Genomic DNA, 22,970 nt, shown 5'->3' on the forward strand with positions numbered 1-22,970 from the left:
CCAACACCCCGGCGCCCTTCCGGGGCCCCCCGCGGGCCGGGGCCCGCATCCCCCTCACTCCTGAGGGGGATCCGGGCCCCTCGTTTGGAGTCACTCCGCGCGCCGTTGCAGACATGTCTTCATAGCGTGTGCTTATGAACCACACGCCTCGCTTCCGCACCGTTCTCAGCTGCACCCTGCTGGTCGTGTCCTTCGGGGCGGCCGCGACTGCGTGCGGCGATTCCGACAGCCATCCGCTCGCAGCGAAGCCCTTCGACGCGGCGGAACAGGTCTCCTTCAACACGCCTATAGGCGGCGTCAAGGTAGACCCCGACAAGCCCCTGGAAGTCACCACGGACGGTGGCGACAGCGGGCGGATCACCGATGTGACGGTCATCGACGACTCGGGCCACCACCTCGCGGGCGAACTGTCCGCGGACGGCGCCCGGTGGCGCTCCACCGCGCCGCTGTCGGCAGGCGTCAAGTACACCGTGAAGGTCTCCACGGAGGACGAGGACGGCCACCCGGGCGCCCGCACGCTCACCTTCGAGACGTCTCCCGCCAAGCGGCTGCTGACGGTCGAGTTCGGCCCGAAGGCGGGCACGTACGGCGTCGGCCAGCCAATAACCGCGGAGCTCAGCGCTCCGGTCAAGGCCAAGGAGGCCAGAGCCGTCGTCGAGCGCGCTCTGAGGGTCGAGTCCGAGCCCTCCGTGGAGGGCTCCTGGTACTGGGTCGACGACAAGAAGCTGCACTTCCGCCCGAAGGAGTACTGGCCCACCGGCGCGACCGTCAGCGCCACCAGCAACCTCCAGGGCGTCAAGGTGTCCGACAAGATCTACGGCTCCGCCTCGAAACCGCTGGGGCTCACCATTGGGGACCGTATAGAGGCCATCACCGACGCCGGAGCGCACAACATGACGGTCCTGCGCAACGGAGAAGTGATCAACACCATTCCGGTGACCACGGGCAAGCCCGGCTTCTCCACCCGTAACGGAATCAAGGTCGTGCTCGGCAAGGAGTACTTCGTACGGATGCGCGGCACCAGCATCGGAATCGCCGAGGGCAGTTCCGAGTCGTACGACCTGCCCGTCTACTACGCGACACGCGTCACCTGGAGCGGTGAGTACGTCCACGCCGCGCCCTGGTCCGTCGGCTCACAGGGATACGCGAACGTCAGCCACGGTTGCACCGGGATGTCGACCGGCAACGCCGCGTGGTTCTACGAGACCGTCCGTGAGGGCGACATCGTCAAGGTCATAAACAGCCAGGGGAACGAGATGGACACGTTCGGCAACGGCTTCGGCGACTGGAACGTGCCCTGGGACAAGTGGCGCAAGGGCAGCGCCCTGGTGGCCGACACCAGGGACGGCAGCGACCCCACGGCGGTGGCGCGGCTGCGTCCCCAGGTCTGACCGGCCCAGGTCTGACGGATCCAGGTCTGACCGGCCCAGGTCTGACGGGTCCAGCTCTGACGGGTCCAGCTCTGATCGGCCCAGACCTGACGGTCCCGGGCCTGGCGTCCCCTGGTCCTACGCGTCGACGCCGAGCCGGCCGCGCAGCAGAGCGGCCAGCGCGTCCGCGAACTCCACCGGATCGACCGGAAGGGTCACCGCGGCGTCCGCACGGCTCCAGGTGGCCAGCCAGGCGTCCTGTGGGCGGCCGATCAGCAGCAGCACCGGCGGGCAATTGAAGATCTCGTCCTTGATCTGCCGGCACACGCCCATGCCGCCGGCCGGAACCGTCTCGCCGTCCAGCACGCAGACGTCGACACCGCCCTCGTCCAGCGCCTTGAGTACAGCGGGCAGGGTCGCGCACTCCAGGAACTCCACCGGCGGTACGTCGGCCGCCGGCCTGCGTCCCGCCGCCAGCCGGACCTGCTCGCGGGTGCCCGCGTCGTCGCTGTAGACCAGGACCGTGGCAGTCGCCTGCATTGTTCCTCCGTCGTTGGATCAGGAACCGATGCGCCGGATGCTACTCCGTCCGACTCCCTGTCAACAGCAGTTCGGGCGGTGCTTCGATGGGCCGTTCGGGCTGGACAAAGCCCACGGACACACCGAACGGCACCCCCGGAGTGAGGGCGGGATAAGCGACCGACATAATGTCGGTCGTGGCGACAGCAACGACAGTAGAAACCGGGCACGCGCACCCGTCGGTCAATCGGCCGAACCTCACCAGTGTCGGAACCATCATCTGGCTGAGTTCCGAGCTGATGTTCTTCGCGGCCCTCTTCGCGATGTACTTCACCCTGCGATCGGTGACGGGCGCCGAGCACTGGAAGGAAATGGCTTCGGCCCTCAACTTCCCGTTCTCGGCGACGAACACCACGATCCTGGTGCTCTCCTCCCTCACCTGCCAGCTCGGCGTCTTCGCCGCTGAGCGCGGTGATGTGAAGAAGCTCCGCACCTGGTTCGTGATCACCTTCGTGATGGGTGCGATCTTCATCGGCGGTCAGGTCTTCGAGTACACCGAGCTGGTCAAGAAGGACGGCCTCTCGCTGTCCTCCGACCCGTACGGCTCGGCGTTCTACCTGACCACCGGTTTCCACGGTCTGCACGTGACGGGCGGACTCATCGCCTTCCTGCTGGTTCTCGGCAGGACCTACGCGGCCAGGAGATTCACTCACGAGCAGGCAACCGCCGCCATCGTCGTGTCCTACTACTGGCACTTCGTCGATGTCGTCTGGATCGGCCTCTTCGCCACGATCTACATGATCAAGTAACGGCGCGGGCAGCTCGCTGCCTGAAGCAGACACAGTCCAGAAGCATCGACGCAGAAGATCCTGACACCGGGGTAATCCGTGAAAAAGCTCTCCTCACGACGACGCCATCCGCTGGCGGCGGTCGTCGTCCTACTCCTCGCGCTGGCGGCTACTGGGGGGCTGTACGCCGCGTTCGCACCCGCGGACAAGGCGCAGGCCGATGAAACCGCCCAGTCCCTCGCCATCAAGGAGGGCAAGAAGCTCTACACCGTCGGCTGCGCCAGCTGCCACGGAACCGGCGGTCAGGGCACCTCTGACGGCCCGAGCCTGGTCGGCGTCGGCTCCGCCGCCGTCGACTTCCAGGTCGGCACGGGCCGGATGCCGGCCCAGCAGCCCGGCCCCCAGGTGCCGAAGAAGAAGGTCATCTACTCGCAGAGCGAGATTGACCAGCTCGCGGCGTACGTCGCTTCCCTCGGCGCCGGTCCGATCACGCCGACCGAGAAGCAGTACAGCCCCCAGGGCGCGGACATCGCCAAGGGTGGCGACCTGTTCCGCACCAACTGCGCCCAGTGCCACAACTTCACCGGTGAGGGCGGTGCCCTGACGGACGGCAAGTACGCCCCGAACCTTGAGGACGTGGACCCCAAGCATGTCTACGAGGCCATGCAGACCGGCCCGCAGAACATGCCTTCCTTCCCCGACACGACGCTGCCGGAGCAGCAGAAGCGGGACATCATCGCGTACCTCCACACCGTGAACAGTGACCAGGCCGCGAGCCCTGGAGGCCTCAAGCTGGGTGGGCTCGGCCCCGTCAGCGAGGGTCTGTTCGGCTGGGTCTTCGGGCTGGGTTCACTGATCGCAGTTGCCGTCTGGGTCGCGGCCCACACCGCTAAGGCCAAGAAGTCATGAGTAGCCAAGAGATTCCAGAAGAGAACCTGCCCGCTGAGCGGGACGCCGCGCACGGCACGGTAAAGGTCGCCGACGACCCGTTCGCGGATCCGGGGCTGCCGCCCCACAAGCCGCGCATCCAGGACATCGACGAGCGGGCCGCCAAGCGCTCCGAGCGCGCGGTCGCCTTCCTGTTCACGCTGTCGATGCTGGCCACCGTCGCCTTCATCGCCTCGTATGTCGTCTTTCCGGTCGACAAGATCGTGTTCATCTGGCCGATCGGCCATGTGAGCGCGCTCAACTTCGCGCTGGGTACCACGCTCGGCGTCGCCCTCTTCTGTATCGGCGCGGGCGCGGTCCACTGGGCCCGCACCCTGATGTCCGATGTGGAGGTCGCCGACGAGCGGCACCCCATCGCGGCCGAGCCCGAGGTCAAGGCCAAGGTTATGGCCGACTTCGCGGCGGGCGCCGAGGAGTCCGGCCTCGGCCGGCGCAAGCTGATCCGCAACACCATGTTCGGCGCGCTGGCGCTGGTGCCGCTCTCCGGTGTGGTGCTGCTGCGCGACCTGGGCCCGCTGCCCGAGAAGAAGCTGCGGGTCACCCTGTGGGCCAAGGGCAAGCAGCTCATCAACATGAACACGAATGAGCCGCTGCGTCCCGAGGACATCGTCGTCGGTTCGCTGACCTTCGCCATGCCCGAGGGCCTGGAGGAGGACAGCCACGACTTCCAGAAGGAAATCGCCAAGGCGGCCCTGATGATCGTCCGGATCAAGCCCGACGACATCAAGGACAAGCGCGAACTCGAGTGGTCGCACGAGGGCATCGTGGCGTACTCGAAGATCTGCACCCACGTCGGCTGCCCGATCAGCCTGTACGAGCAGCAGACGCACCACGTGCTCTGCCCCTGCCACCAGTCCACCTTCGACCTCTCCGACGGCGCCCGTGTCATCTTCGGCCCGGCCGGCCACGCCCTCCCGCAGCTGCGGATCGGCGTGAACGCCGAGGGCAACCTTGAGGCGCTCGGCGACTTCGAAGAGCCCGTCGGTCCTTCCTTCTGGGAGCGCGGATGAGTACTACATCTGAGACGAACCGCAAGGCACCCGCGGGTGAGCGGGTCGCAGACTGGGCGGACGGCCGGCTCGGGATCTACTCCCTGGCCAAGGCCAACCTGCGGAAGATCTTCCCGGACCACTGGTCCTTCATGCTGGGTGAGATCGCCCTCTACAGCTTCATCATCATCATCCTCACGGGTGTGTATCTGACGCTGTTCTTCCACCCGAGCATGAACGAGGTCGTGTACGAGGGCTCGCACGTGCCCATGCAGGGCATCCGGATGTCCGAGGCGTACGCCTCGACACTGGACATCAGTTTCGACGTCCGCGGCGGTCTGCTGATCCGGCAGATCCACCACTGGGCGGCGCTGATCTTCGTCGCGGCCATGATCGTGCACATGATGCGCGTCTTCTTCACGGGCGCCTTCCGCAAGCCGCGTGAGATCAACTGGCTGTTCGGCTTCCTGCTGCTGGTGCTGGGCATGTTCACCGGCTTCACCGGCTACTCGCTCCCCGACGACCTGCTGTCCGGTACGGGTGTCCGGTTCATGGAGGGCGCGATCCTCTCCATGCCGATCGTCGGCACGTACATGTCGTTCTTCCTCTTCGGCGGGGAGTTCCCCGGCGGGGACTTCGTGAGCCGGTTCTACTCGATCCACGTCCTGCTGCTGCCGGGCATCATGATGGGCCTGCTGGTGGCCCACCTGATCCTGGTCTTCTACCACAAGCACACGCAGTTCCCGGGCCCCGGACGTACGAACAACAACGTCGTCGGCATGCCGCTGCTGCCGGTCTACATGGCCAAGGCCGGAGGCTTCTTCTTCCTGGTCTTCGGCCTCATCTCGATCGTCGCCGCGGTCGCGTCGATCAACCCGATCTGGGCGCTCGGCCCCTACCGTCCGGACCAGGTGTCCACCGGCGCTCAGCCGGACTGGTACATGGGCTTCTCCGAGGGCCTGATCCGGGCCATGCCCGGCTGGGAGATCAACTTCGCGGGCCACACCCTCGCCCTGGGTGTGTTCATTCCGCTGATGATCTTCCCGCTGATTCTTGCGGTGATCGCGGTCTACCCGTTCATCGAGTCCTGGGTCACCGGGGACAAGCGCGAGCACCACATCCTGGACCGCCCGCGCAACGTCCCGACCCGTACGGCCTTCGGTGTGGCCTGGCTGACCTGGTACGTCATCCTGCTGATCGCCGGTGGAAACGACATGGTCGCCATCTTCTTCCACCTGTCGATCAACACCATCACCTGGTTCGCCCGGATCGCGTTCTTCGTCGGCCCGGTCATCGCCTTCATCGTCACCAAGCGGATCTGCCTGGGTCTCCAGCGCCGCGACCGGGACAAGGTGCTGCACGGACGCGAGTCCGGCATCATCAAGCGTCTGCCGCACGGTGAGTTCGTCGAGATCCACGAGCCGCTCTCGCAGGCCGAGCTGTACACGCTCACCGCGTACGAGCAGCCCAAGCCGGTCGAGATCGGCCCGACGGTCGACGAGAACGGCGTCGAGCGCAAGGTGAAGCTCACGGAGAAGCTGCGGGCCAAGCTCAGCAAGGCCTTCTACGGGCCGGACAGCCAGATCCCCAAGCCCACGGTCGAGGAGTACAAGGAGATCACGAGCGGCCACGGCCACCACTGATCCACCCGACCGCGAGGTCGCCACAGCTGGGGGAACCTCCCAGCGGTAGCTGGGGAAGAGCCCCGTCCATTCGTCGGACGGGGCTCTTCGCTGTCTGCCGGGCTGGATAGGGTGGAGCCATCCCTGTTCGGCTGTGGACCCAGGAGTGGACCATGAACGTTGTGACCCCGGTTGGCGGCGACAGCGTGGCGGACCTCTCCTGGCCCGGGGTGCTGAACGCTCTCCTCGACAACCGCGACCAGAGCGCGGAGGCCACCGCGTGGGCGATGGACCGCATCCTCAGCGGCGAGGCGACGAACGCGCAGATCGCAGGCTTCGCGGTCGCCCTGCGTGCCAAGGGCGAGACCGTCGAGGAGATCTCCGGTCTCGTACGGACCATGTACGCGCACGCGAACCTGATCGAGGTGCCCGGGCCGAGCGTCGACATCGTCGGGACCGGCGGCGACGGCGCCAAGACCGTGAACATCTCCACCATGTCGGCGATCGTGGTCGCGGGGACGGGCGCGAAGGTCGTCAAGCACGGCAACCGCGCCGCGTCGTCGGCGAGCGGCGCATCCGACGTACTGGAGAAGCTCGGCGTCAATCTCGAGCTCACCCCGCAACGGGTCGCCCAGGTCGCGGAGGAGGCGGGCATCACCTTCTGCTTCGCGGTGAAGTTCCACCCGGCGCTGCGGCATGTGGCGGCCGCCCGCAAGGAGCTGGGCATCCGCACCACGTTCAATTTCCTTGGCCCGCTCACCAACCCGGCGAAGGTGAAGGCGCAGGCCACCGGTGTCGCGGACGCGCGGATGGCGCCGATTGTGGCCGGTGTGCTGGCCGAGCGCGGTTCCTCGGCGCTGGTCTTCCGCGGCGACGACGGCCTCGACGAGCTGACCACGACGGCGACCTCCCGGGTGTGGGTGGTACGGGACGGGGCGGTGCGCGAGGAGACCTTCGACCCGCGGGACATCGGCGTCGGCATCGTGCCGGTCGAGGCTCTGCGGGGCGCCGACGCCTCGTACAACGCGGATGTCGCGCGCCGGCTGCTCGGCGGCGAGACCGGGCCCGTACGGGACGCGGTGCTGCTCAACTCGGCGGCGGCTCTCGTCGCGCTGGAGCCGACGGACGGCACGCTGAACGAGCAGTTGGCGGCGGGCATCGAAAGGGCCGCCAAGTCGATCGATTCGGGCGCGGCCAGAGCGGTGCTCGAGCGGTGGGTGGCCGCGAGCAACGCCTGAGGCCGCGGTGGCGTGAGGCAAGGCGTGGTCCGGTTTCCTGTCTCAGGAGCTGGACCCCGCCTTGCGCGCGGTGTGGCGTATGGCAGGATGCCCTTCAAGGTCATGAGTGACAGCGATTACGGCCCCGGCTCGCTGTCCGGCAACCCTCCGTCCGTGGCGGGGTGCCCCGGGTGAAGACCAGGCCGTAGGCAGAAAGGTCTGCGGCAAGCGCGGACCCCTGCAATCCCTGGGTCCTGGTCCTCAAGGGAGCAGTCTCGTGAGCAAGCGAATGCGATAGGGCTCCAAAGCCCCTTCTTCAGTACGCCTCCGTGCGGCCGTCGCCGTGTGTTCGAGGCAACAACCCTGTGCGCCGAGCGGCCGTCGAGTGCCGCCGCCACAGGTTCTACCGAAGCCTCCCCCTAACTTCGTCGGGGGGACCCCCAGCCTTGTCCTGCCGGGAGATACTGCCATGTCCGCACGCCCGAACGCCGTTGCCGCCGCCGGCGCCACAACCGCCACCGCTGTCGCACTCGCCGAGTCCGCCCCCGCCTGTGCCCCGCCGCTTCCGGTGCTCGGCCGCGACGTCACCGTCCCGCTCGTCACCGGCGGCGAAGTCACCTACGCCGCCCTCGACTACGCGGCGAGCGCCCCGGCCCTGCAGCGGGTGTGGGACGACGTGGCCGCGTACGCCCCGTACTACGGCAGCGTGCACCGCGGCGCCGGGTATCTCTCGCAGCTGTCCACCGACCTCTTCGAGAACAGCCGGGTCACGGTCGCCGAGTTCCTCGACTGCCGCCCGGGCGACCAGGTCGTCTTCACCCGCTCCACGACCGACTCGCTGAACCTGCTGGCGGCCGTGATCCCCGCCGACTGCCAGGTATTCGTCTTCGAGACGGAGCACCACGCGTCGCTGCTGCCGTGGCCGTCCCCCAGGCTTCGGCCGGGGGGACCCCCATCTCGCTTCGCTCGCCGGGTGACGTATCTGGACGCGCCGCGTACACCGGCGGAGGCGGTGCGGACGCTGGAGCGGGCGCTCGCCGACCGGGACCCCTACGGCCCCGCGCTGGTCTGCGTCACTGGCGCGTCCAATGTCACCGGTGAGCTGTGGCCGGTGAAGGAGCTAGCCGCCGCCGCCCATGCACACGGCGCCCGGATCGTGCTCGACGCCGCTCAGCTCGCGCCCCACCACCCCGTCTCCGTACAGGAGTTGGACGTCGACTGGGTGGCCTTCTCCGGGCACAAGCTGTACGCGCCGTTCGGCTCGGGCGTGCTCGCGGGCCGCGCGGACTGGTTGCAGGACGGGGAGCCGTACCTCGCGGGCGGCGGTGCCTCGCGCAAGGTCGCTCGGCGCGCGGACGGCGGCGTGGACGTCGACTGGCACACCACGGCCGCCCGCCACGAGGCCGGTTCGCCGAACGTCATCGGCGTCTACTCCATCGCGTCCGCCTGCAAGGCGCTCACCGAGGCGGGCTTCGACAACCTGGTCGCCCGGGAGCAGCGGCTCGTGGCGAAGGTACGCGCGGGCCTGGCCGAGGTGCCCGAGGTGAAGGTGCTCTCGCTGTTCGGGGACGACTCCCCCTCGCGTTCCGCTGGGGGGACCCCCACGCGGGTCGGCGTCATCTCCTTCGTTGTCGAGGGCTGGAACAGCTCGCACTTCGCGGCCGCGCTCTCGGCGGAGTACGGCATCGGCGTACGGGACGGGCTGTTCTGCGCCCACCCGCTGGTGCGGACCCTGCTGGGCAGCGACCCGCAGGAGGTGGGCGAGTGCGGTGCGCCGGAGGCAGAGCCGGGCGAACTCCCCCAGCCTTCGGCCGGGGGGACCCCCACATCGCTTCGCTCGCTGAACGCGATCCGGGTGAGCTTCGGGGCGGGTACGCCGGACGAGCATGTGGAGCGTTTCGTACGGGCGGTGAAGGAGCTGGTGTGCGAGGGCGCCAAGTGGAACTACCGCACGGAGGATGGCCGCTGCGTCCCGGACCGGGACTCGGGCGGCAGCGGCAACTGAGGCAGCCGGGTTCCCATAAGGATCATCCGCAGCGCACGCTCGGCCGCGTCGGCGAGGAATTCGCCGCCTCGGCCGAGGGCTTCGCTCAGCGAGACGGGGGCGGGCAGTATCGAGCTGTAGGCGTCCACGCCCGCGCCGCGCACCATGTGCGCCCCCTCACCGATGGTGCCCGCGAGAGCGAGGACGGGCCGGCCGAACCCCTTGGCGCGGTGCGCCACTTCGGCGGGGATCTTTCCCCGGGGAGTCTGCCGGTCCAGTGCTCCTTCGGCGGTGACGACCAGGTCGGCCAGGGCCAGCCGGGTGTCCAGGTCGAGATGGTTCAGCAGCACCTCGAAGCGGGGCAGGAGCCGGGCGCCGAGCGCGGCGAGTCCGGCGCCCAGGCCGCCCGAGGCTCCGGTGCCAGGTCCCCGGCACAGATCGACACCGGGACGAAGGTCCCGGGTGAGGACGGCCGCCCAGTGCTCCAGGGCGGCGGAGACCTCCTCGACCTGCGCGGGGCTCGCTCCCTTCTGGGGGCCGAAGACGCGGGCGACGCCATGCTCGCCGCACAGCACATTGAACGGATTGCAGGCGACCAGCAGTTCGGTGCCGGCCAGCCGGGGGTCGAGCCCGCTGGTGTCGATCCGGTCGAGGGACGCCAACGCCGCCCCGCCGTGGGGGAGTTCTCGCCCCTGCGCGTTCAGCAGCCGGGCCCCGAGCGCCTGGAGCGCGCCCGCGCCGCCGTCCGACGTACCGGAGTCGCCGCAGCCGACGAGGATGCGGCTCACCCCCTGGTCGAGCGCGGCGCGGATCAGCTCGCCGACGCCGTACGTCGTCGTGGCGCCGGGATCGCGGCGGTTCGCCGGAACCAGCGAGAGGCCCGCGACGGCCGCCATCTCGACGACCGCGGTCGGCGCCTCGGGGGCGGTCGAGCCCAGCAGCGCGAAGTGGCTCGGCACCGGGGAGCCCAGGGGCCCGGTGGCGGTCCATGGCACCAGTCGGCCGCCGGTCGCCGTGGCCAGCGCCTCGGCGGTGCCCTCACCCCCGTCGACCAGCGGGATCAGATCCAGGTGCGCGTCCGGGACGACCCGCAGCAGGCCTTCCGCGATGAATTCGGCGGCCTGGTGGGCGGAGAGCGACTCCTTGAAGCCACTGGGGGCGACGGCGATGCGGTAGCTCATGGCTGGGTCTCCAGAAGGACGGGCACGCCGAGCAGCGGCCAGACGACGAGGGCGAAGAGCAGCACCAGCGCTGCGGTCAGCGGTGCGACCACGGCCGAGAGCCGCAGCAGGTCGCGGGTGGTGTAGGTGGGGATGCCGTCCGGTAGGTCGCAGAACAGCGCGACCGGTTTGGCGGAGGCGGGCAGGGTGTGGCAGAAACCGGCCGCTGCGGTGGAGGCGAGCGCGGCGGCCATCGGGTTGACGCCGGCACCGACGGCCGCGGCGACCACCAGTGGGACGAGCACGGAGGAGCGGGCGGAGCGGGACTGGAGAACGAGATGGGCCGCCGTACTGATCAGGATCACGGCCGCGAGGAAGACCCACGGCGGTAGCGACGAGCCGCCCGGGAAGCCGCCGACAGCCATTTCGCCGCGCCGGACTCGGCGAGCGCGACACCCATCGCCATCGTGGTTGCCATGAAGAGCAGCAGCGGCCAGGGCACGTTCGTCAGCCCTTCCTTGAGCCGTACGGTGCCGAGCGCGGGCGACGCGGCGACCACCGCGCCGATCAGCGCGACGACGGCGGGTGACATCCCGTGCAGTGGCTCGCTGCACCACAGCAGCACCACCGTCCCCATCAGCAGCGCGGAGCGCGCCTCCGAGGTCGTAAGCGAGCCGGTGACCGGAGCCTTGGAGTGCTCCTGGATGTCGGCGGCGGTGATCCGGACGGGACCGCGCCGCTCCGCGCGCGATGTCGTGGTCAGCAGCACGGCCTCCGCCGCCAGATGGGAGGAGGTGATCGCGAGCGGCAGTCCGAGCAGCAGCCACTGCCCGAAGTCGAGCCGCTCGCCGGTCTGCTCCCACAGCACACTGACGGTGATCAGGTGGGCGCCCGCGCCGATGAGGGTGGCCACGGCGGAGAGCAGGATCACGGTGGGGAAGAGCAGCGCCAGCATCACGACCAGCCGGCGGCGGTCGGCCAGGACCCGGGCGAGCGCCAGGAAGACGGGCAGGGCCAGGGCAGCCCGCCCGGAGGTGGCCGGCACCGCGAAGGCGGTGACGACCAGCGCGGCGGTGGTCAGATGCACCAGCTGCCGTACCGTACGCGCCCCGCTGACCAGGAAGGCCGCCGCCCGTCCCGCGAGTCCGGTCCTGGTGACCGCCGCCGCCAGCACGAAGGCGCAGATCAGCAACCACACCGTCTCGTCGCCCAGCGTCGCGAAGAGCGTCTCGCTGCTGATCACCCCGGTCGCGGTGAGCGCCAGGCCCGCGCCCAGCGCAACATAGGTGTCGTCCACCGGGGTCGCGACCCAGGCACAGGTGGCCAGGGCGAACACAGCGAGGGTGAGCCGGGCGTCACCGCCGAGGCCCGGGACATTGCCCGGTACGGCGAGCAGGGCGCAGACGCCGAGCGCGGCACACAGCCACACCGTCTGCCGCAGCGAGATGGTCACGATGAACAGCTTTGGTGCGTGCCGTGAACCCGGAATGAGCGCGTGGTGAAGGGAACTTCATCTACGGCATGCGGTAACCCATGCCCCGTACGGTCTCCAGCCGTTCGGCGCCCAGCTTCATGCGCAGCGCCCGGACGTACACGTCCACGATGTTGGAGCCGGGGTCGAAGTCGTAGCCCCATACATGGGAGAGGATCTGCTCCCGCGACAGGACCTGGCCGGGGTGGCGCAGGAACAGTTCCAGCAGCACGAATTCACGGGCCGTCAGATCCACGGTCCGCGCGGCGGCGCGGGCCCTGCGGGTACGCAGATCCAGGCTGAGGTCGCCGCTGCGCAACACCGTCACCTCGGGCGCGCGGGCCGCCGTACGCAACCGCAGCCGCACCCGGGCGAGCAGCTCCTCGAAGCGGAAAGGCTTGGTCATCCAGTCGTCGGCGCCGCCTTCGAGTCCGGCGACCGTGTCCCGTACCGAATCCCGTGCCGTCAGCACGATGACGGGCACGCTCACCTGGGCCTCACGCAGCTGCCGCAACACCGTGAAGCCATCCCTGCCGGGCAGCCCGATGTCCAGCACCACCAGGTCGAAGCCGCCGGTGGCGGCATACCCGAAGGCGGTGTCGCCGTCGGCGGCGATCGTGGTGGTGAAGCCGTTGGCGCGCAGGCCCTTCTCCACGAAGGACGCGATGCGCTCCTCGTCCTCGGCGATCAGAATGCGGGTCATCAACTCGTCTCCAGGATCTCCAGCATGAGGATGAGCACGAAGGTGGCCCCGCCGCCCTCGGCCGGGCGCAGTTCGACCCGGCCCCGGTGGCCTTCGGCGATCGCTTTGACGATGGCGAGGCCCAGGCCCGCGCCCGCGGTGCGGGCACCGCGTCGGGCGGTGCCGCGCCGGAACCGTTCGAAGATCACTTCGGTGTCCTGCTCCTGCACGCCGGGGCCGCTGTCGGCGACGTACAGCTCGATCAGCTCACTCCGCCCGCCGCACACGATCCGTGATCCGATCGCTATCCGCTGCCCGGGCACGGTGTGCTGCACCGCGTTCTGCGCGAGTTGCACCATCGCCTGGGTGATCCGCTGCGGATCGAGCGGTGTCTCCCGGTCGGCGACCTGGTCCAGCACCCACTCGCGCTCGCCCAGCGTCCGCGCCTTCACAAAGACGTCCGCCGTCAACTCGCCGAGCTGCACCGGTTCCGGGCGGATGAAGTCGGGCCGCTCGGCCTTGGCGAGCAGCAGCAGGTCTTCGACGATGCGGCTCATCCGGTCGAGCTCGTCGGTGACCAGTCGTACGGTCTCCTCCCGCTCCGCCGGATCGTCTCCCATCAGCTCCAGGTGACCGCGGACGATGGTGATGGGGGTACGCAGCTCATGGCCGGCGTCGTCGACGAACTGCCGCTGTGCCGCGAACGCCCGCTCCAGCCGGTCGAGCATGGCGTTGAAGGTCTCGGCGAGCGCCGCGATGTCGTCCCGGCCTTCCACGGGGATGCGCCGGGTCAGATCCTGCTCGGTGAGCTGGGCGGCGGTCATGCGAACCACCCGTACCGGGGCCAGGATGCGCCCCGCGACGGCCCAGCCAATCCCGGTGGTCATCAGCAGCGCCACCCCGGAGATGACCAGCAGGGTACGGAACGTCTCGTCCGCGACGGCCCGTTCGTTCTGCGAGTGGAAGGCGACGACGAAAGCGCCCGGCACGGCCCCGGTGGCACCGGGGCCGATGGCGACCTTGGCCCAGCGGATCTCGCCCCGCGGCCGGTCCAGGGTGCCGGCCCAGTCCCCGGATGTGTAGATCCGGGAGAGGGCGGCGCCGTCCCGGTAGAGGGCGATCTCGGCAGGGATGTCACGGGACTGCCGGATCACATGGGGCCGGGGCCCCGGGGCCGGGGTGAGGCCGAGGAGTTCCTCGTCGGGGTCGGAGTACTGGCGCTGGAGAAAGACTTCGAGCAGCCGTCGCGAGTCGGTGAAGCGTTCGCCGGTCCTCGGGTCCACGCCCTGGTCGACGAAGTTCGCGAACTCGCGGGTCTCCTGGGCCAGCAGCCGGCTGATCCGGTGGTCCACATCGCGAAGCAGGATCGACCGGGTGGTCGTGGCGACGGCGGCCAGCGCCACGGCCATCACGGCCAGCAGCCACAGCAGGATCCGTACCCGGGCGGAGATCCGGCGGGAGTCAGCCTTCGTCACCGATGTCGTCATCGTCGTCGTCACCGGTGGCCGAGGGCCCCGGCACGACCGAGTCGATCGGTGCCGTACCCGTGGCGGACGGGGTTGGCGGCGGTGGGCCGGGCGCGGTCGGTGAGCGGGACGCGCCTGGTGTCGTGGTTCTGCTCGGCGTGCTGTCCAATTGCACCTCGCGCGGGACCGTAGGGGGCTTGGGGCTGTCGGTCAGCGCGTAGCTGGTCGCGGCGACGCCCAGAGGAATCGCGACAACCGCCGCGAGCGTTGCCATGCGGTGGGAGAAAGCCATACGGCAATCCTGCGGCCGTCGGCGCACCCCGGGGATGAGGGGAAGATGAAGGCTTGTTCATCTGCGGGGTCTGTCGGGGGCCGCGGCTCCTCGGGCGCTACGAGTCCAGGCCGATCGCGAACGCCGCCTCGAGGTCGTGCTGCGAATACGTCCGGAACGCCACATGCGTGTCCGTGCCCTCGACGCCCGGGATCTTGCTGATGCGGCCCGGGATGACGTCCGCCAAGTCGTCGTGCTTGGCCACCCGCACCATCGCGATCAGGTCGTACGTACCGGTGACGGAGAAGACCTCGCTGACGCTGTCCAGCGCGGCGATCGACTCCGCGATCTCCGGGATGCGGTCCACGCTGGTCTTGATGAGCACGATCGCGGTGATCACGGTTGGCTTTCTCCCTCGGTGGCCGCTGTTTGGGCCTTCACTCTAGTCGCACGCCGGAATCGTCCCCAGGCGTAGACGAACCCGGCCACGAACCCCACCAGATGCGCGAGATACGCGACGCCGGGGCCACTGCCCGCGCTCTGTGCCGCCAGCCACTGGAGGACGAACCAGAAGATCAGCACGATCCACGCGGGGAAGCGCAGCGGCAGGAAGAAGAGGAATGGAAAGAGACTGGTGACCCGGGCCTTAGGGAAGAGGAAGAGGAACGCGCCGAGTACGCCCGAGATCGCCCCGGAGCCTCCCACCAGGGTCTGCTCGGAGTCGGCGTTGGCCACCGCGTAGGCGAGCAGCGCGAGATAGCCGCAGCCCAGATAGAAGAGGGCGAACTCCGGCCGCCCCATGCGCTCCTCGGCCATCGCCCCGAAGACGTAGAGGAAGAGCATGTTGCCGAGCAGATGCAGCCAGGTGCCGTGGACGAAGAGGGCGGTGAGAGGGGTGAGGAGCGGGCGGAGGGTGCCGGGGGAGGTGTTCAGCAGTTCCGCGGGGATCACGCCCCAGCGTTCGAAGTACGCGCTCTGGGCGGTGAGCAGCGCGTCACCGGTGCCGTACACCGGGTTGAGGCCCGAGACCGGGCTGAGGACGAACACCGCACAGCAGAACGCGATCACGCCGTATGTCACCGAGGGCCCCGTCACCGCGCCCCGTACCGCACCCCGTGCCGCACCCTGCCAACTGATCATGGACAGAGCATGGCGTAGTGGGACTGAACGGTACAGAGTGCCTCGCCGCGCCATCGGGTACCTGCGAGGCCGTAGGGTTACGGGCAGTACATCCGCGGTTCGACGGCGCACAGCGGCACCTGCACCCGCACGACAAAAAAGGACGGCACGATGACGACGGTTCCCTCGCCGACGGCCGGTACCCGCTGGCGCTGCACGCTCTGTGGCAACCTCACGCGCTTCGACGTCACCCGTTCCTCCAAGGTCGTCGAGTACGTCCATCTGGACCTGGCCGGCGAGCCGACGGTCGAGGAGCGCGAGGTGGTCAGTGAGACCATCGAGGCGGTGCGCTGCCGTTGGTGCAACGCGGTGGACCAGATCGAGCTGGTGGACAGGCCGGGCGCCGGCTCCTGAGGGAGCGGCCCGAACGGGTAGTGGGGTGACGGATCGTGGAGCAGCCTGCAAGCGGCGCTGAGCCGGCCGGTGCGGCCGGTGGCGCCGCCGAGGCGCTCGACCGCCCGTTGCCGGAAGGCGTACGGCGCAGGGTCATGGCGCTGGTCTCGGACGCTTTCGGCGGCCTGACCGTTGCCGAACTTCCGGCCCAGCTGCGGCAGTACGCCCGGTTCACCCCCACCCGGCGCGCCAAATTCGCGGGCAACGCGATGGCCGCCGCCCTGGAGAGCGACCCGGTCTTCCGGCAGCGCATCGCCGAGCGGCTCAGCCAGGCCCAGCCGGAGCTGTCCGGGGCGCTGGAGTCCGGATCGCCGCCCGCGGCCGCCGACCCCATCGATGTGGCCGCCGCCGCCTATGTGCTGCGACCCACAGGATGGGTGAAACTTGTCGCCGCCGCGGGCGAGGAGGCCATGCGCGCGGACGCCGAGCGCGCCGACGAAGCGGGGCGGCGTGAGCTGGAGCGGCTGCGCGAGGAGCTGACGGAAGCGCGCGGCCTGACCAAGAGCGAGACCGAGCGGCTGCGCACGGAGCTGGAGGCGGCCCGCAAGGAAACCGAAACGCTTCGCCGAAAGCTGCGCAGCGCCCAGAGCGATGTGAAGCGCGGCGAGGCCGCTCTGCGCCGTAGAGACGCCGATATCGAAGCCATCAGGTCGGAGGCCGCGGCGCAGGTCTCGGCGGCCGAGAGCGAGAGCCGTCGGCTCAAGGCCCGTCTCGGCGAGGCGGAGGCCGCGGTGGAGGCGAGCCGCCGGGCCGCCCGGGAGGGTCGCTCGATCGAGGACATGCGGCTGCGGCTGCTGCTGGACACGGTGCTCGACGCGGCCCAGGGGCTGCGCCGGGAACTGGCCCTGCCGCCCGCCGCCGTCCATCCCGCCGACACGGTCGACGCGGTCGAGCCGGGCCGTATGTCGCCCAAGGACATCGCGGCCCGTGCGCTCTCCGAGACTGATCCGGCACTCCTTGACCAGTTGCTCGCGCTGCCACAGGCGCATCTGGTGGTGGACGGTTACAACGTCACCAAGACCGGCTATCCGACGATGCCTCTGGAGAAGCAGCGGCTGCGGCTGCTCGGCGGTCTTTCGATGCTCGCGGCGCAGACCGGCGCCGAGATCACATGTGTCTTCGACGGGGCGGAGCTGGCGGCTCCGGTGCTGCTGGCACCGCCGCGCGGAGTGCGGGTGCTGTTCTCCAAGCCGGGTGTGACCGCCGACGAACTGATCCGTCAGCTGGTACGGGCGGAGCCGCCGGGGCGCCCCGTGGTGGTGGTCTCCACCGACCGCGAAGTCGCCGACGGAGTGGCGAAGGCGGGCGCGAGGCCCGTTGCGTCCACCTTGTTGCTGAAGCGGCTTTCGCGCGTCTAGTAACTGCCATGCCAAATGCCCGAATTAGTTGCTTGTGTGACGGACGTAGTGTCAAGTGACCATTACTACGCGTGTGATGCGGGTAAAGAATGCGCTCAGCGACCGAGATTTTTCTCGACAAGATTTGAACTGATCACAGGAAGGTCACTAGGGTCGGGCTTCGAACCTTCGCGCGGTTGATCGCTCACCCGGGGCGACAGCGAAGGAACCGCCGAGTTCGTGCAGTTCAGTCCTTGTTTCCCCGTAAGGACCCGAAGTGCGGACGCCGGGGATTCAACCCCCACAGCCCGGTAGGCGGCTCGAGGAAGAAGGAGCTCGCCTTCGTGGCGTCCCACCGTCGTCCCAAGCAGCCGAGCCGCACCCGTGTGACCGTGCTCACTGCGACCGCTGCCGCGGCCGTAGCCCTGACCTCCCAGGCCGCCCAGGCCGAACCGAAGCCGAGCAAGAGCGAGGTCAAGGAGAAGGTCGACAAGCTCTACGAAGAGGCAGAGGCGGCCACCGAGAAGTACAACGGGGCCAAGGAGCAGCAGGGGAAGCTCCAGAAGCAGGTCGACGCTCTGCAGGACAAGGTCGCCCGCGGACAGGACGAGCTCAACACCCTGCGCGACGGCCTCGGTTCGGTGGCGAGCGCCCAGTACCGCTCCGGCGGCATCGACCCCGCGGTGCAGCTCTTCCTCTCCTCGGACCCGGACACCTACCTGGAGAAGGCCTCCGCGCTTGACCAGCTGGGCGCCAAGCAGTCCGAGGCGCTGGCCGAGATCCAGGCCAAGCAGCGGACCCTCGCGCAGCAGCGCAAGGAGGCCCAGGACAAGCTCGGCGACCTGGCCAGCACCCGCAAGGTGCTCGGCGAGAAGAAGAAGGAAGTCCAGACCAAGCTCGCCGCCGCGCAGAAGCTCCTCAACTCGCTCACCGCGCAGGAGCGTGCCGCGCTCTCCGCCGACGAGTCCCGCGCCAACCGCGCCAGCTCGCGCGCTGACCTCGGCAACGCTCTCCCCGCCTCGCAGCGCGCGGGCGCGGCCTTCTCCGCCGCCCAGAGCAAGATCGGTTCGCCGTACGTCTACGGCGCCTCCGGCCCCAGCTCCTTCGACTGCTCCGGGCTGACCTCCTGGGCGTACGCGCAGGCCGGTGTCTCCATACCGCGCACCTCCCAGTCGCAGGCCAGCGCCGGCACCCGGATCTACTCGCAGGGTGCGCTCCAGCAGGGCGACCTGGTTATCTTCTACGGCGACATGCACCACGTCGGCTTCTACGCGGGCAACGGCCAGGTGCTGCACGCCCCGAAGCCCGGTGCCAGCGTGCGCTACGAGTCGATCAACAACATGCCGTTCCAGTTCGGCGTACGCATCTGACGCCCAATCGGGCGATTTCCCGCACCTGTAACTGACGTCGCGCCCCGCCGGTGACCTGTGATCTCCGGCGGGGCGTCACTTTCTGTGCATGTCAGGGTCGTTGGCCGCTGTGTGATCGCCCGGCTACTGTCTGCCGCGCAACATCCCTCGTACAGCGGAAGGGAGCGCGGATCGTGGCGCCCCATCGACGGCTTTCACAGTCCGGCCTCACTCAGAGTGTCCGGGTCACCTTCCTGTCCGCCGCGGCGGCGACGGCCGCTGCGGCGCTCGGGGGCGCACCGGCGAGCGCTGACCCGTATGACACCGCGGAGAGCGCCCGGGCCCAGGTCGACCGGCTGTACGCGGAGGCCGAGCAGGCCACCGAGCACTTCAACAAGGCCGGTGAGCGGGTCGAGCGGCTGCGCGAGCAGGTGGCGCAGGCGCAGGACAGCGTGGCCCGCGGCCAGGAGCGTGTCAACCGGATGCGGGGAGCGCTCGGTTCGGTCGCGGGCGCGCAGTACCGGTCGGGTGGCATGGACCCCGCCCTCGCCCTGCTGCTCTCCGAGGACCCGGAAAGTTACCTCGACAAGGCGGCGACCCTGGACCGGATCGGCGAGCGGCAGGCGACTGACCTGCGGGACCTTCGGCGGGCGCAGCGAAGACTCGGCCAGGAGCGCACGGAGGCCTCCCACGACCTTGTGGAACTGGAGCGCAGCCGGACCGCCGTCTCCCACCACAAGCGCACCGTCGAGCGCAAACTCGCCGAGGCGCAGCGGCTGCTGAACTCCCTTCCGGCCGAGTACCGCGCCGCCTTCGGCCGGGCATCCCGCTCCGGCCGCGGCTCCCTGCCCGAGCTCTCCGGCCTCGCGCCCGCCTCCGCGCGGGCGGCCGCCGCTGTGATGGCGGCCCGCAGCGCCGTCGGCCGCCCCTATGTGTGGGGCGCCAACGGGCCCTCCAGCTTCGACTGTTCGGGGCTCACCCAGTGGTCGTACGCGCAGGCGGGCGTCGGGCTGCCGCGCACCTCGCAGGCGCAGCGGTATGCGGGCCGGCAGGTGTCGCTGTCCCAGGCGCGGCCCGGCGACCTGGTGGCGTACCGCAGCGACGCCAGTCATATCGGGATGTACATGGGCAACGGGCAGGTCGTGCACGCGCCCTACCCCGGAGCGCCGGTGCGCTACGACCCGGTCGGCATGATGCCGATCTCGTCGGTCACCCGCGTCTGAGCCGTGTTCCGCTCCGCGCCGCGTTCCGTACGATCGACCAGGTGGCAGGTCAGGGGCGCATGGGGCGTCGGGCGGTACGGCGTGCGGCGGGGCTGGGCCTCGCCGCCGCCCTGCTGACATCCGGCTGCGCGGCTCCCGAGGGGCCCGACACCACGATGCGGGACATCCGGCGCACGCTGGACGGCCGCGCGGCCGCCGTCCTCGGACATGACGAGAGCTCCTATCTGGCCGCGCTCGATCCCAGGGCCCCGGTGCTGCGGGCGACCGAGCGCAGGGAGTTCCACAACCTCGCGGATGTGCCGCTGCGCTCCTGGGAGTACCGGCTGAGCGATGTGAAACGGCAGGGCGCGCGGGCGGTCGCCGAGGCCGAACTGCGCTACCGCATCGACGGCTACGACACCGCCCCGGTGACCGCCTCCCGCACCTTGGAGCTTGCCGAACACGAGGGCCGCTGGTACATCACGGCCGACCGCGCGACCAAACAGGGCGTCCAGCAGATCTGGCAGCAGGGCGACGTCCAGGTCGTCCGGGGCAGGCGGAGCCTGGTCCTCGCCGTCGGCCAGGACGTGAAGCGGCTGCGCGCCGTCGCGGCGAACGCCGACCGGGCCGTGCCCGCCGTCTCCGACGCCTGGCCCTCCCCCTGGGCGGGGCGCGTGGTGATCCTGGTCCCTGCCTCGCTGGACGCCCTGGGAGGGCTGCTGGGGGCGCCCGCGGCGGGGTTCCGGGGGATCGCGGCGGTCACCACTGGCGAGACCGGGGCGGCCGGGACAGCGCCCGCGGACCGGGTGATCGTCAACCCCGAGGCGTACGGAGCGCTCGGCGACTTCGGCCAGGGCATCGTGCTCACGCATGAGGCGGCCCATGTGGCTACGCGCGCGTACACATCGGCGGCCACCCCGATGTGGCTCTCGGAGGGCTTCGCCGACTGGGCGGCGTACCGAGGCACGGGCCGTAGTGCCGGGCAGACCGCGCCCGAACTCCAGCGCGCGGTCATTCGCGGTGATGTGCCGGCCGCACTGCCGACCGACGAGGACTTCGGCTTCGGCGGCGACGGGGACAAGCTGGCGCGCGCGTACGAGGGCGGCTGGCTGGCCTGCGAGCTGATCGCCGCGCGCTGGGGGGAGAAGAAGCTGACGTCGTTCTACCGGGCCGTCGGCGCGGGGAAGCACCGGGCGGCCGCGGTCGAGAAGGCGATGGCCGATGTACTGGGCATGACGCGGGAGGACTTCACGGTGCGCTGGCGGGACTATCTGCGCGAGCAGCTGGACGGCTGAGCGGCAGGCGGTGGCGCGGTTCGGTCACCGTCTGCCGCCACAGCCGCAGGCACGCGGTCAGCGTCGCCGCGACCAGCAGCCCATTGCGTACGGCCAGCAGCAGCACGCCCAGCGGGTCGCCGGCCACCACGTACGAGAACCCGACCGGGAACTCCAGCAGCGTGACCCCTGTGGCGGCCAGCACCAGCCGGCCGGGCACGGCCATCCGGCTGCCCCGGAAGGCCAGGCAGGCGGCGGCCAGGCCGATCAGCCAGATCATGTACTGGGGGCTGATCACCCGGCTTGTGGTGGTGAACAGCAACGCCGCGGCGAACGCCGCGTCGCACGGCGTGCTCGGCGCGAACCTCTTGACCCGCAGCCGCCACAGCACCAGCCAGCCGAAGGCGAGGAGGCTGAGGGCGAGGGCGAGCGTGGAGACGAGAGTGACGTACGGGCCGACGAACTCGACCGACCCGTAGTTCAGCAGCACCTCGCCCTGCCAGCCGAAGTGCCGGGCCACATGGAAGACCAGCGCGCCCAGCGACTCGATCTCGGTGCCCCGGTCGCGCTGGAAGGTGAGGAAGGCCAGCGCGCCCGGCATCGCCGCGAAGAGCAGCAGCGCCAGGGCGGCCGTCGTGCCCGCCGCGGTGGCCCAGGAGCGGCGGGTGGCCCGGCCGCGCGGGGTGCCCACGATCAGCAGCAGCGGCCAGACCTTCAGCAGGGCGCCGAAGCCCGCCAGCGCGCCCAGGGTGCGCGGATGGCGTGCCCCGGCCAGCAGGGAGGCGACGGCGACGGCCGTGACCATCAGGTCGTAGCGGGCGTACGCGGTGGGGCCCAGCAGAGGCACGCCCGCGACCCACACCCAGCTGCCGCGCTGCGACTTGCCGGGCCGCCCGCCGGCGTACAGCAGCAGGCTCAGCACCAGCGCGTCGCAGAGCAGAGCGAGGACGAAGAAGGCCGATGCGTAGCCGAGGAAGGGCAGCAGGGCGGGGGAGAGGATCGCGAGCGCGGCGGCGGGAGGGTATTGCCAGGTGACGTCGTACACCGGGAAGGTGCCGGTCTTCAGCACCTCGTACCAGCCTTGGTAGATCACCGAAATGTCGCTGGTCACGTCGGGGCCGGGGAAGATGACGACCTTGAAGACGCAGAGCAGCAGCGCGGTCCTGGTTATGATCCACACCGGGAGGATCCACACCGGGAGGGGAAGCCGCGTGCCGCTGCCGCTTGCGCCCGCCATGAGTACCTCATCCCATTCATGAGGAATTGAGATTGCCCATGATGCCGGGCAGGGCTGTACGTGAGCGGTGAGGCGGGGCCGTTGGGTACTGTCGGCGACGATGCACAAGACCTTGATCGTGACCAACGACTTTCCGCCCAGGCCCGGCGGCATCCAGGCGTTCCTGCACAACATGGCGCTGCGGCTGGACCCGGAGCAGCTCGTCGTCTACGCCTCCACCTGGAAGCGCGGCCGCGAGGGTGCCGAGGCGACCGCCGCGTTCGATGCCGAGCAGCCCTTCACGGTCGTACGGGACCGTACGACGATGCTGCTGCCGACCCCGCGCGTCACCCGAAGGGCGACCCAGCTGCTGCGCGAGCACGGCTGCGAATCCGTGTGGTTCGGGGCGGCCGCCCCGCTCGGGCTGATGGCCCCGGGCCGGGGCCGGGGCGGGGGGGGGGGGCGGGGGGGGGCCCCGCCCGGCCCGGCGGCGGGGGGGGGGGGGGGGCCCGCGGGCCCGCCGCGGCGGCGGG

20 protein-coding genes, 2 pseudogenes and 1 riboswitch are annotated in these 22,970 nt (G+C 70.0%); of the genes and pseudogenes, 13 read left to right on the top strand and 9 right to left on the bottom strand.

The window, feature by feature from the left end; translation table 11 throughout:
- Positions 1–134 precede the first annotated feature (134 nt).
- Positions 135–1,391 (top strand): Ig-like domain-containing protein, encoded by a 1,257-nt coding sequence (locus ACWDO5_RS28195; RefSeq protein ID WP_450533175.1) that lies wholly within the window; start codon positions 135–137, stop codon positions 1,389–1,391.
- Between the two features lie 117 nt (positions 1,392–1,508).
- Here the strand turns inward: ACWDO5_RS28195 and ACWDO5_RS28200 are convergent, their stop codons facing one another.
- Positions 1,509–1,910, bottom strand: coding sequence for a hypothetical protein (locus tag ACWDO5_RS28200; RefSeq protein WP_450533176.1), 402 nt, complete (start codon positions 1,908–1,910; stop codon positions 1,509–1,511).
- A gap of 167 nt (positions 1,911–2,077) precedes the next feature.
- Between ACWDO5_RS28200 and ctaE the strand changes: the two genes are divergently transcribed.
- The 6 genes from ctaE (at position 2,078) to ACWDO5_RS28230 (ending at position 9,458) form a co-directional block, all read left to right on the top strand.
- Entirely contained in the window at positions 2,078–2,698 is a 621-nt protein-coding gene (gene ctaE / locus ACWDO5_RS28205) for an aa3-type cytochrome oxidase subunit III (protein ID WP_450533177.1), read from the top strand.
- Between the two features lie 78 nt (positions 2,699–2,776).
- Positions 2,777–3,586, top strand: a complete 810-nt coding sequence (gene qcrC, locus ACWDO5_RS28210) for a cytochrome bc1 complex diheme cytochrome c subunit (RefSeq protein ID WP_450533178.1) — start codon at positions 2,777–2,779, stop codon at positions 3,584–3,586.
- Positions 3,583–4,635: a cytochrome bc1 complex Rieske iron-sulfur subunit gene (gene qcrA, locus ACWDO5_RS28215; protein ID WP_450533179.1), complete on the top strand. Its 1,053-nt coding sequence runs from the start codon at positions 3,583–3,585 to the stop codon at positions 4,633–4,635. The genes qcrC and qcrA overlap by 4 nt, the downstream gene beginning before the upstream one ends.
- Positions 4,632–6,257, top strand: a complete 1,626-nt coding sequence (gene qcrB, locus ACWDO5_RS28220; RefSeq protein ID WP_450533180.1) for a cytochrome bc1 complex cytochrome b subunit — start codon at positions 4,632–4,634, stop codon at positions 6,255–6,257. The genes qcrA and qcrB overlap by 4 nt, the downstream gene beginning before the upstream one ends.
- A 152-nt stretch (positions 6,258–6,409) precedes the next feature.
- Entirely contained in the window at positions 6,410–7,474 is a 1,065-nt protein-coding gene (gene trpD, locus ACWDO5_RS28225) for an anthranilate phosphoribosyltransferase (protein WP_450533181.1), read from the top strand.
- Positions 7,475–7,572: 98 nt separating this feature from the next.
- Positions 7,573–7,690, top strand: a riboswitch (SAM riboswitch).
- Between the two features lie 232 nt (positions 7,691–7,922).
- A complete protein-coding gene (locus ACWDO5_RS28230; protein WP_450533182.1) occupies positions 7,923–9,458 on the top strand; it encodes an aminotransferase class V-fold PLP-dependent enzyme in 1,536 nt (511 codons plus the stop codon).
- Here the strand turns inward: ACWDO5_RS28230 and ACWDO5_RS28235 are convergent.
- The 7 genes and pseudogenes from ACWDO5_RS28235 to ACWDO5_RS28265 all read right to left on the bottom strand — a co-directional run bounded on the left by ACWDO5_RS28235 (position 9,398) and on the right by ACWDO5_RS28265 (position 15,627).
- Complete coding sequence (locus ACWDO5_RS28235) at positions 9,398–10,618, bottom strand: glycerate kinase family protein (protein WP_450533183.1); 1,221 nt, start codon at positions 10,616–10,618, stop codon at positions 9,398–9,400. The two genes, ACWDO5_RS28230 and ACWDO5_RS28235, sit on opposite strands and share 61 nt — an antisense overlap.
- Positions 10,615–12,050, bottom strand: a pseudogene (locus ACWDO5_RS28240) (SLC13 family permease). The gene ACWDO5_RS28235 and the pseudogene ACWDO5_RS28240 overlap by 4 nt, the downstream one beginning before the upstream one ends.
- Positions 12,051–12,111: 61 nt before the next feature.
- Positions 12,112–12,771 carry a response regulator transcription factor gene (locus ACWDO5_RS28245; RefSeq protein ID WP_450533185.1) on the bottom strand — a complete coding sequence of 220 codons (660 nt, stop codon included), beginning with the start codon at positions 12,769–12,771 and terminating at the stop codon, positions 12,112–12,114.
- Positions 12,771–14,237 (bottom strand): ATP-binding protein, encoded by a 1,467-nt coding sequence (locus tag ACWDO5_RS28250; protein ID WP_450533186.1) that lies wholly within the window; start codon positions 14,235–14,237, stop codon positions 12,771–12,773. Before ACWDO5_RS28250 ends, ACWDO5_RS28245 begins: the two co-directional genes overlap by 1 nt.
- Positions 14,212–14,508: a small hydrophilic protein gene (locus ACWDO5_RS28255; protein WP_450533187.1), complete on the bottom strand. Its 297-nt coding sequence runs from the start codon at positions 14,506–14,508 to the stop codon at positions 14,212–14,214. The genes ACWDO5_RS28250 and ACWDO5_RS28255 overlap by 26 nt, the downstream gene beginning before the upstream one ends.
- Positions 14,509–14,605: 97 nt before the next feature.
- Positions 14,606–14,887 carry an Lrp/AsnC family transcriptional regulator gene (locus ACWDO5_RS28260; RefSeq protein ID WP_450533188.1) on the bottom strand — a complete coding sequence of 94 codons (282 nt, stop codon included), beginning with the start codon at positions 14,885–14,887 and terminating at the stop codon, positions 14,606–14,608.
- Positions 14,884–15,627 carry a rhomboid family intramembrane serine protease gene (locus ACWDO5_RS28265; protein WP_450533189.1) on the bottom strand — a complete coding sequence of 248 codons (744 nt, stop codon included), beginning with the start codon at positions 15,625–15,627 and terminating at the stop codon, positions 14,884–14,886. The genes ACWDO5_RS28260 and ACWDO5_RS28265 overlap by 4 nt, the downstream gene beginning before the upstream one ends.
- Before the next feature lie 150 nt (positions 15,628–15,777).
- Between ACWDO5_RS28265 and ACWDO5_RS28270 the strand changes: the two genes are divergently transcribed.
- The 5 genes from ACWDO5_RS28270 (at position 15,778) to ACWDO5_RS28290 (ending at position 21,242) form a co-directional block, all read left to right on the top strand.
- Positions 15,778–16,020 (top strand): hypothetical protein, encoded by a 243-nt coding sequence (locus ACWDO5_RS28270; protein WP_450533190.1) that lies wholly within the window; start codon positions 15,778–15,780, stop codon positions 16,018–16,020.
- Between the two features lie 35 nt (positions 16,021–16,055).
- The gene (locus tag ACWDO5_RS28275; RefSeq protein ID WP_450533191.1) at positions 16,056–17,417 is read left to right on the top strand and encodes an NYN domain-containing protein; all 1,362 of its coding nucleotides are present in this window, start codon (positions 16,056–16,058) and stop codon (positions 17,415–17,417) included.
- Between the two features lie 323 nt (positions 17,418–17,740).
- Positions 17,741–18,766, top strand: a complete 1,026-nt coding sequence (locus ACWDO5_RS28280; protein ID WP_450533192.1) for an NlpC/P60 family protein — start codon at positions 17,741–17,743, stop codon at positions 18,764–18,766.
- Positions 18,767–18,939: 173 nt separating this feature from the next.
- Positions 18,940–19,968, top strand: a complete 1,029-nt coding sequence (locus ACWDO5_RS28285; RefSeq protein WP_450533194.1) for an NlpC/P60 family protein — start codon at positions 18,940–18,942, stop codon at positions 19,966–19,968.
- 41 nt (positions 19,969–20,009) lie between these two features.
- The gene (locus ACWDO5_RS28290) at positions 20,010–21,242 is read left to right on the top strand and encodes a hypothetical protein (RefSeq protein ID WP_450533195.1); all 1,233 of its coding nucleotides are present in this window, start codon (positions 20,010–20,012) and stop codon (positions 21,240–21,242) included.
- Here the strand turns inward: ACWDO5_RS28290 and ACWDO5_RS28295 are convergent.
- A complete protein-coding gene (locus tag ACWDO5_RS28295; RefSeq protein WP_450533196.1) occupies positions 21,196–22,458 on the bottom strand; it encodes a glycosyltransferase 87 family protein in 1,263 nt (420 codons plus the stop codon). The genes ACWDO5_RS28290 and ACWDO5_RS28295 overlap by 47 nt on opposite strands.
- Before the next feature lie 100 nt (positions 22,459–22,558).
- Between ACWDO5_RS28295 and ACWDO5_RS28300 the strand changes: the two are divergent.
- A pseudogene (locus ACWDO5_RS28300) lies at positions 22,559–22,970 on the top strand (alpha-(1-2)-phosphatidylinositol mannosyltransferase); the annotation flags it as partial.

It is taken from the genome of Streptomyces sp. NPDC000880, from assembly GCF_053599675.1.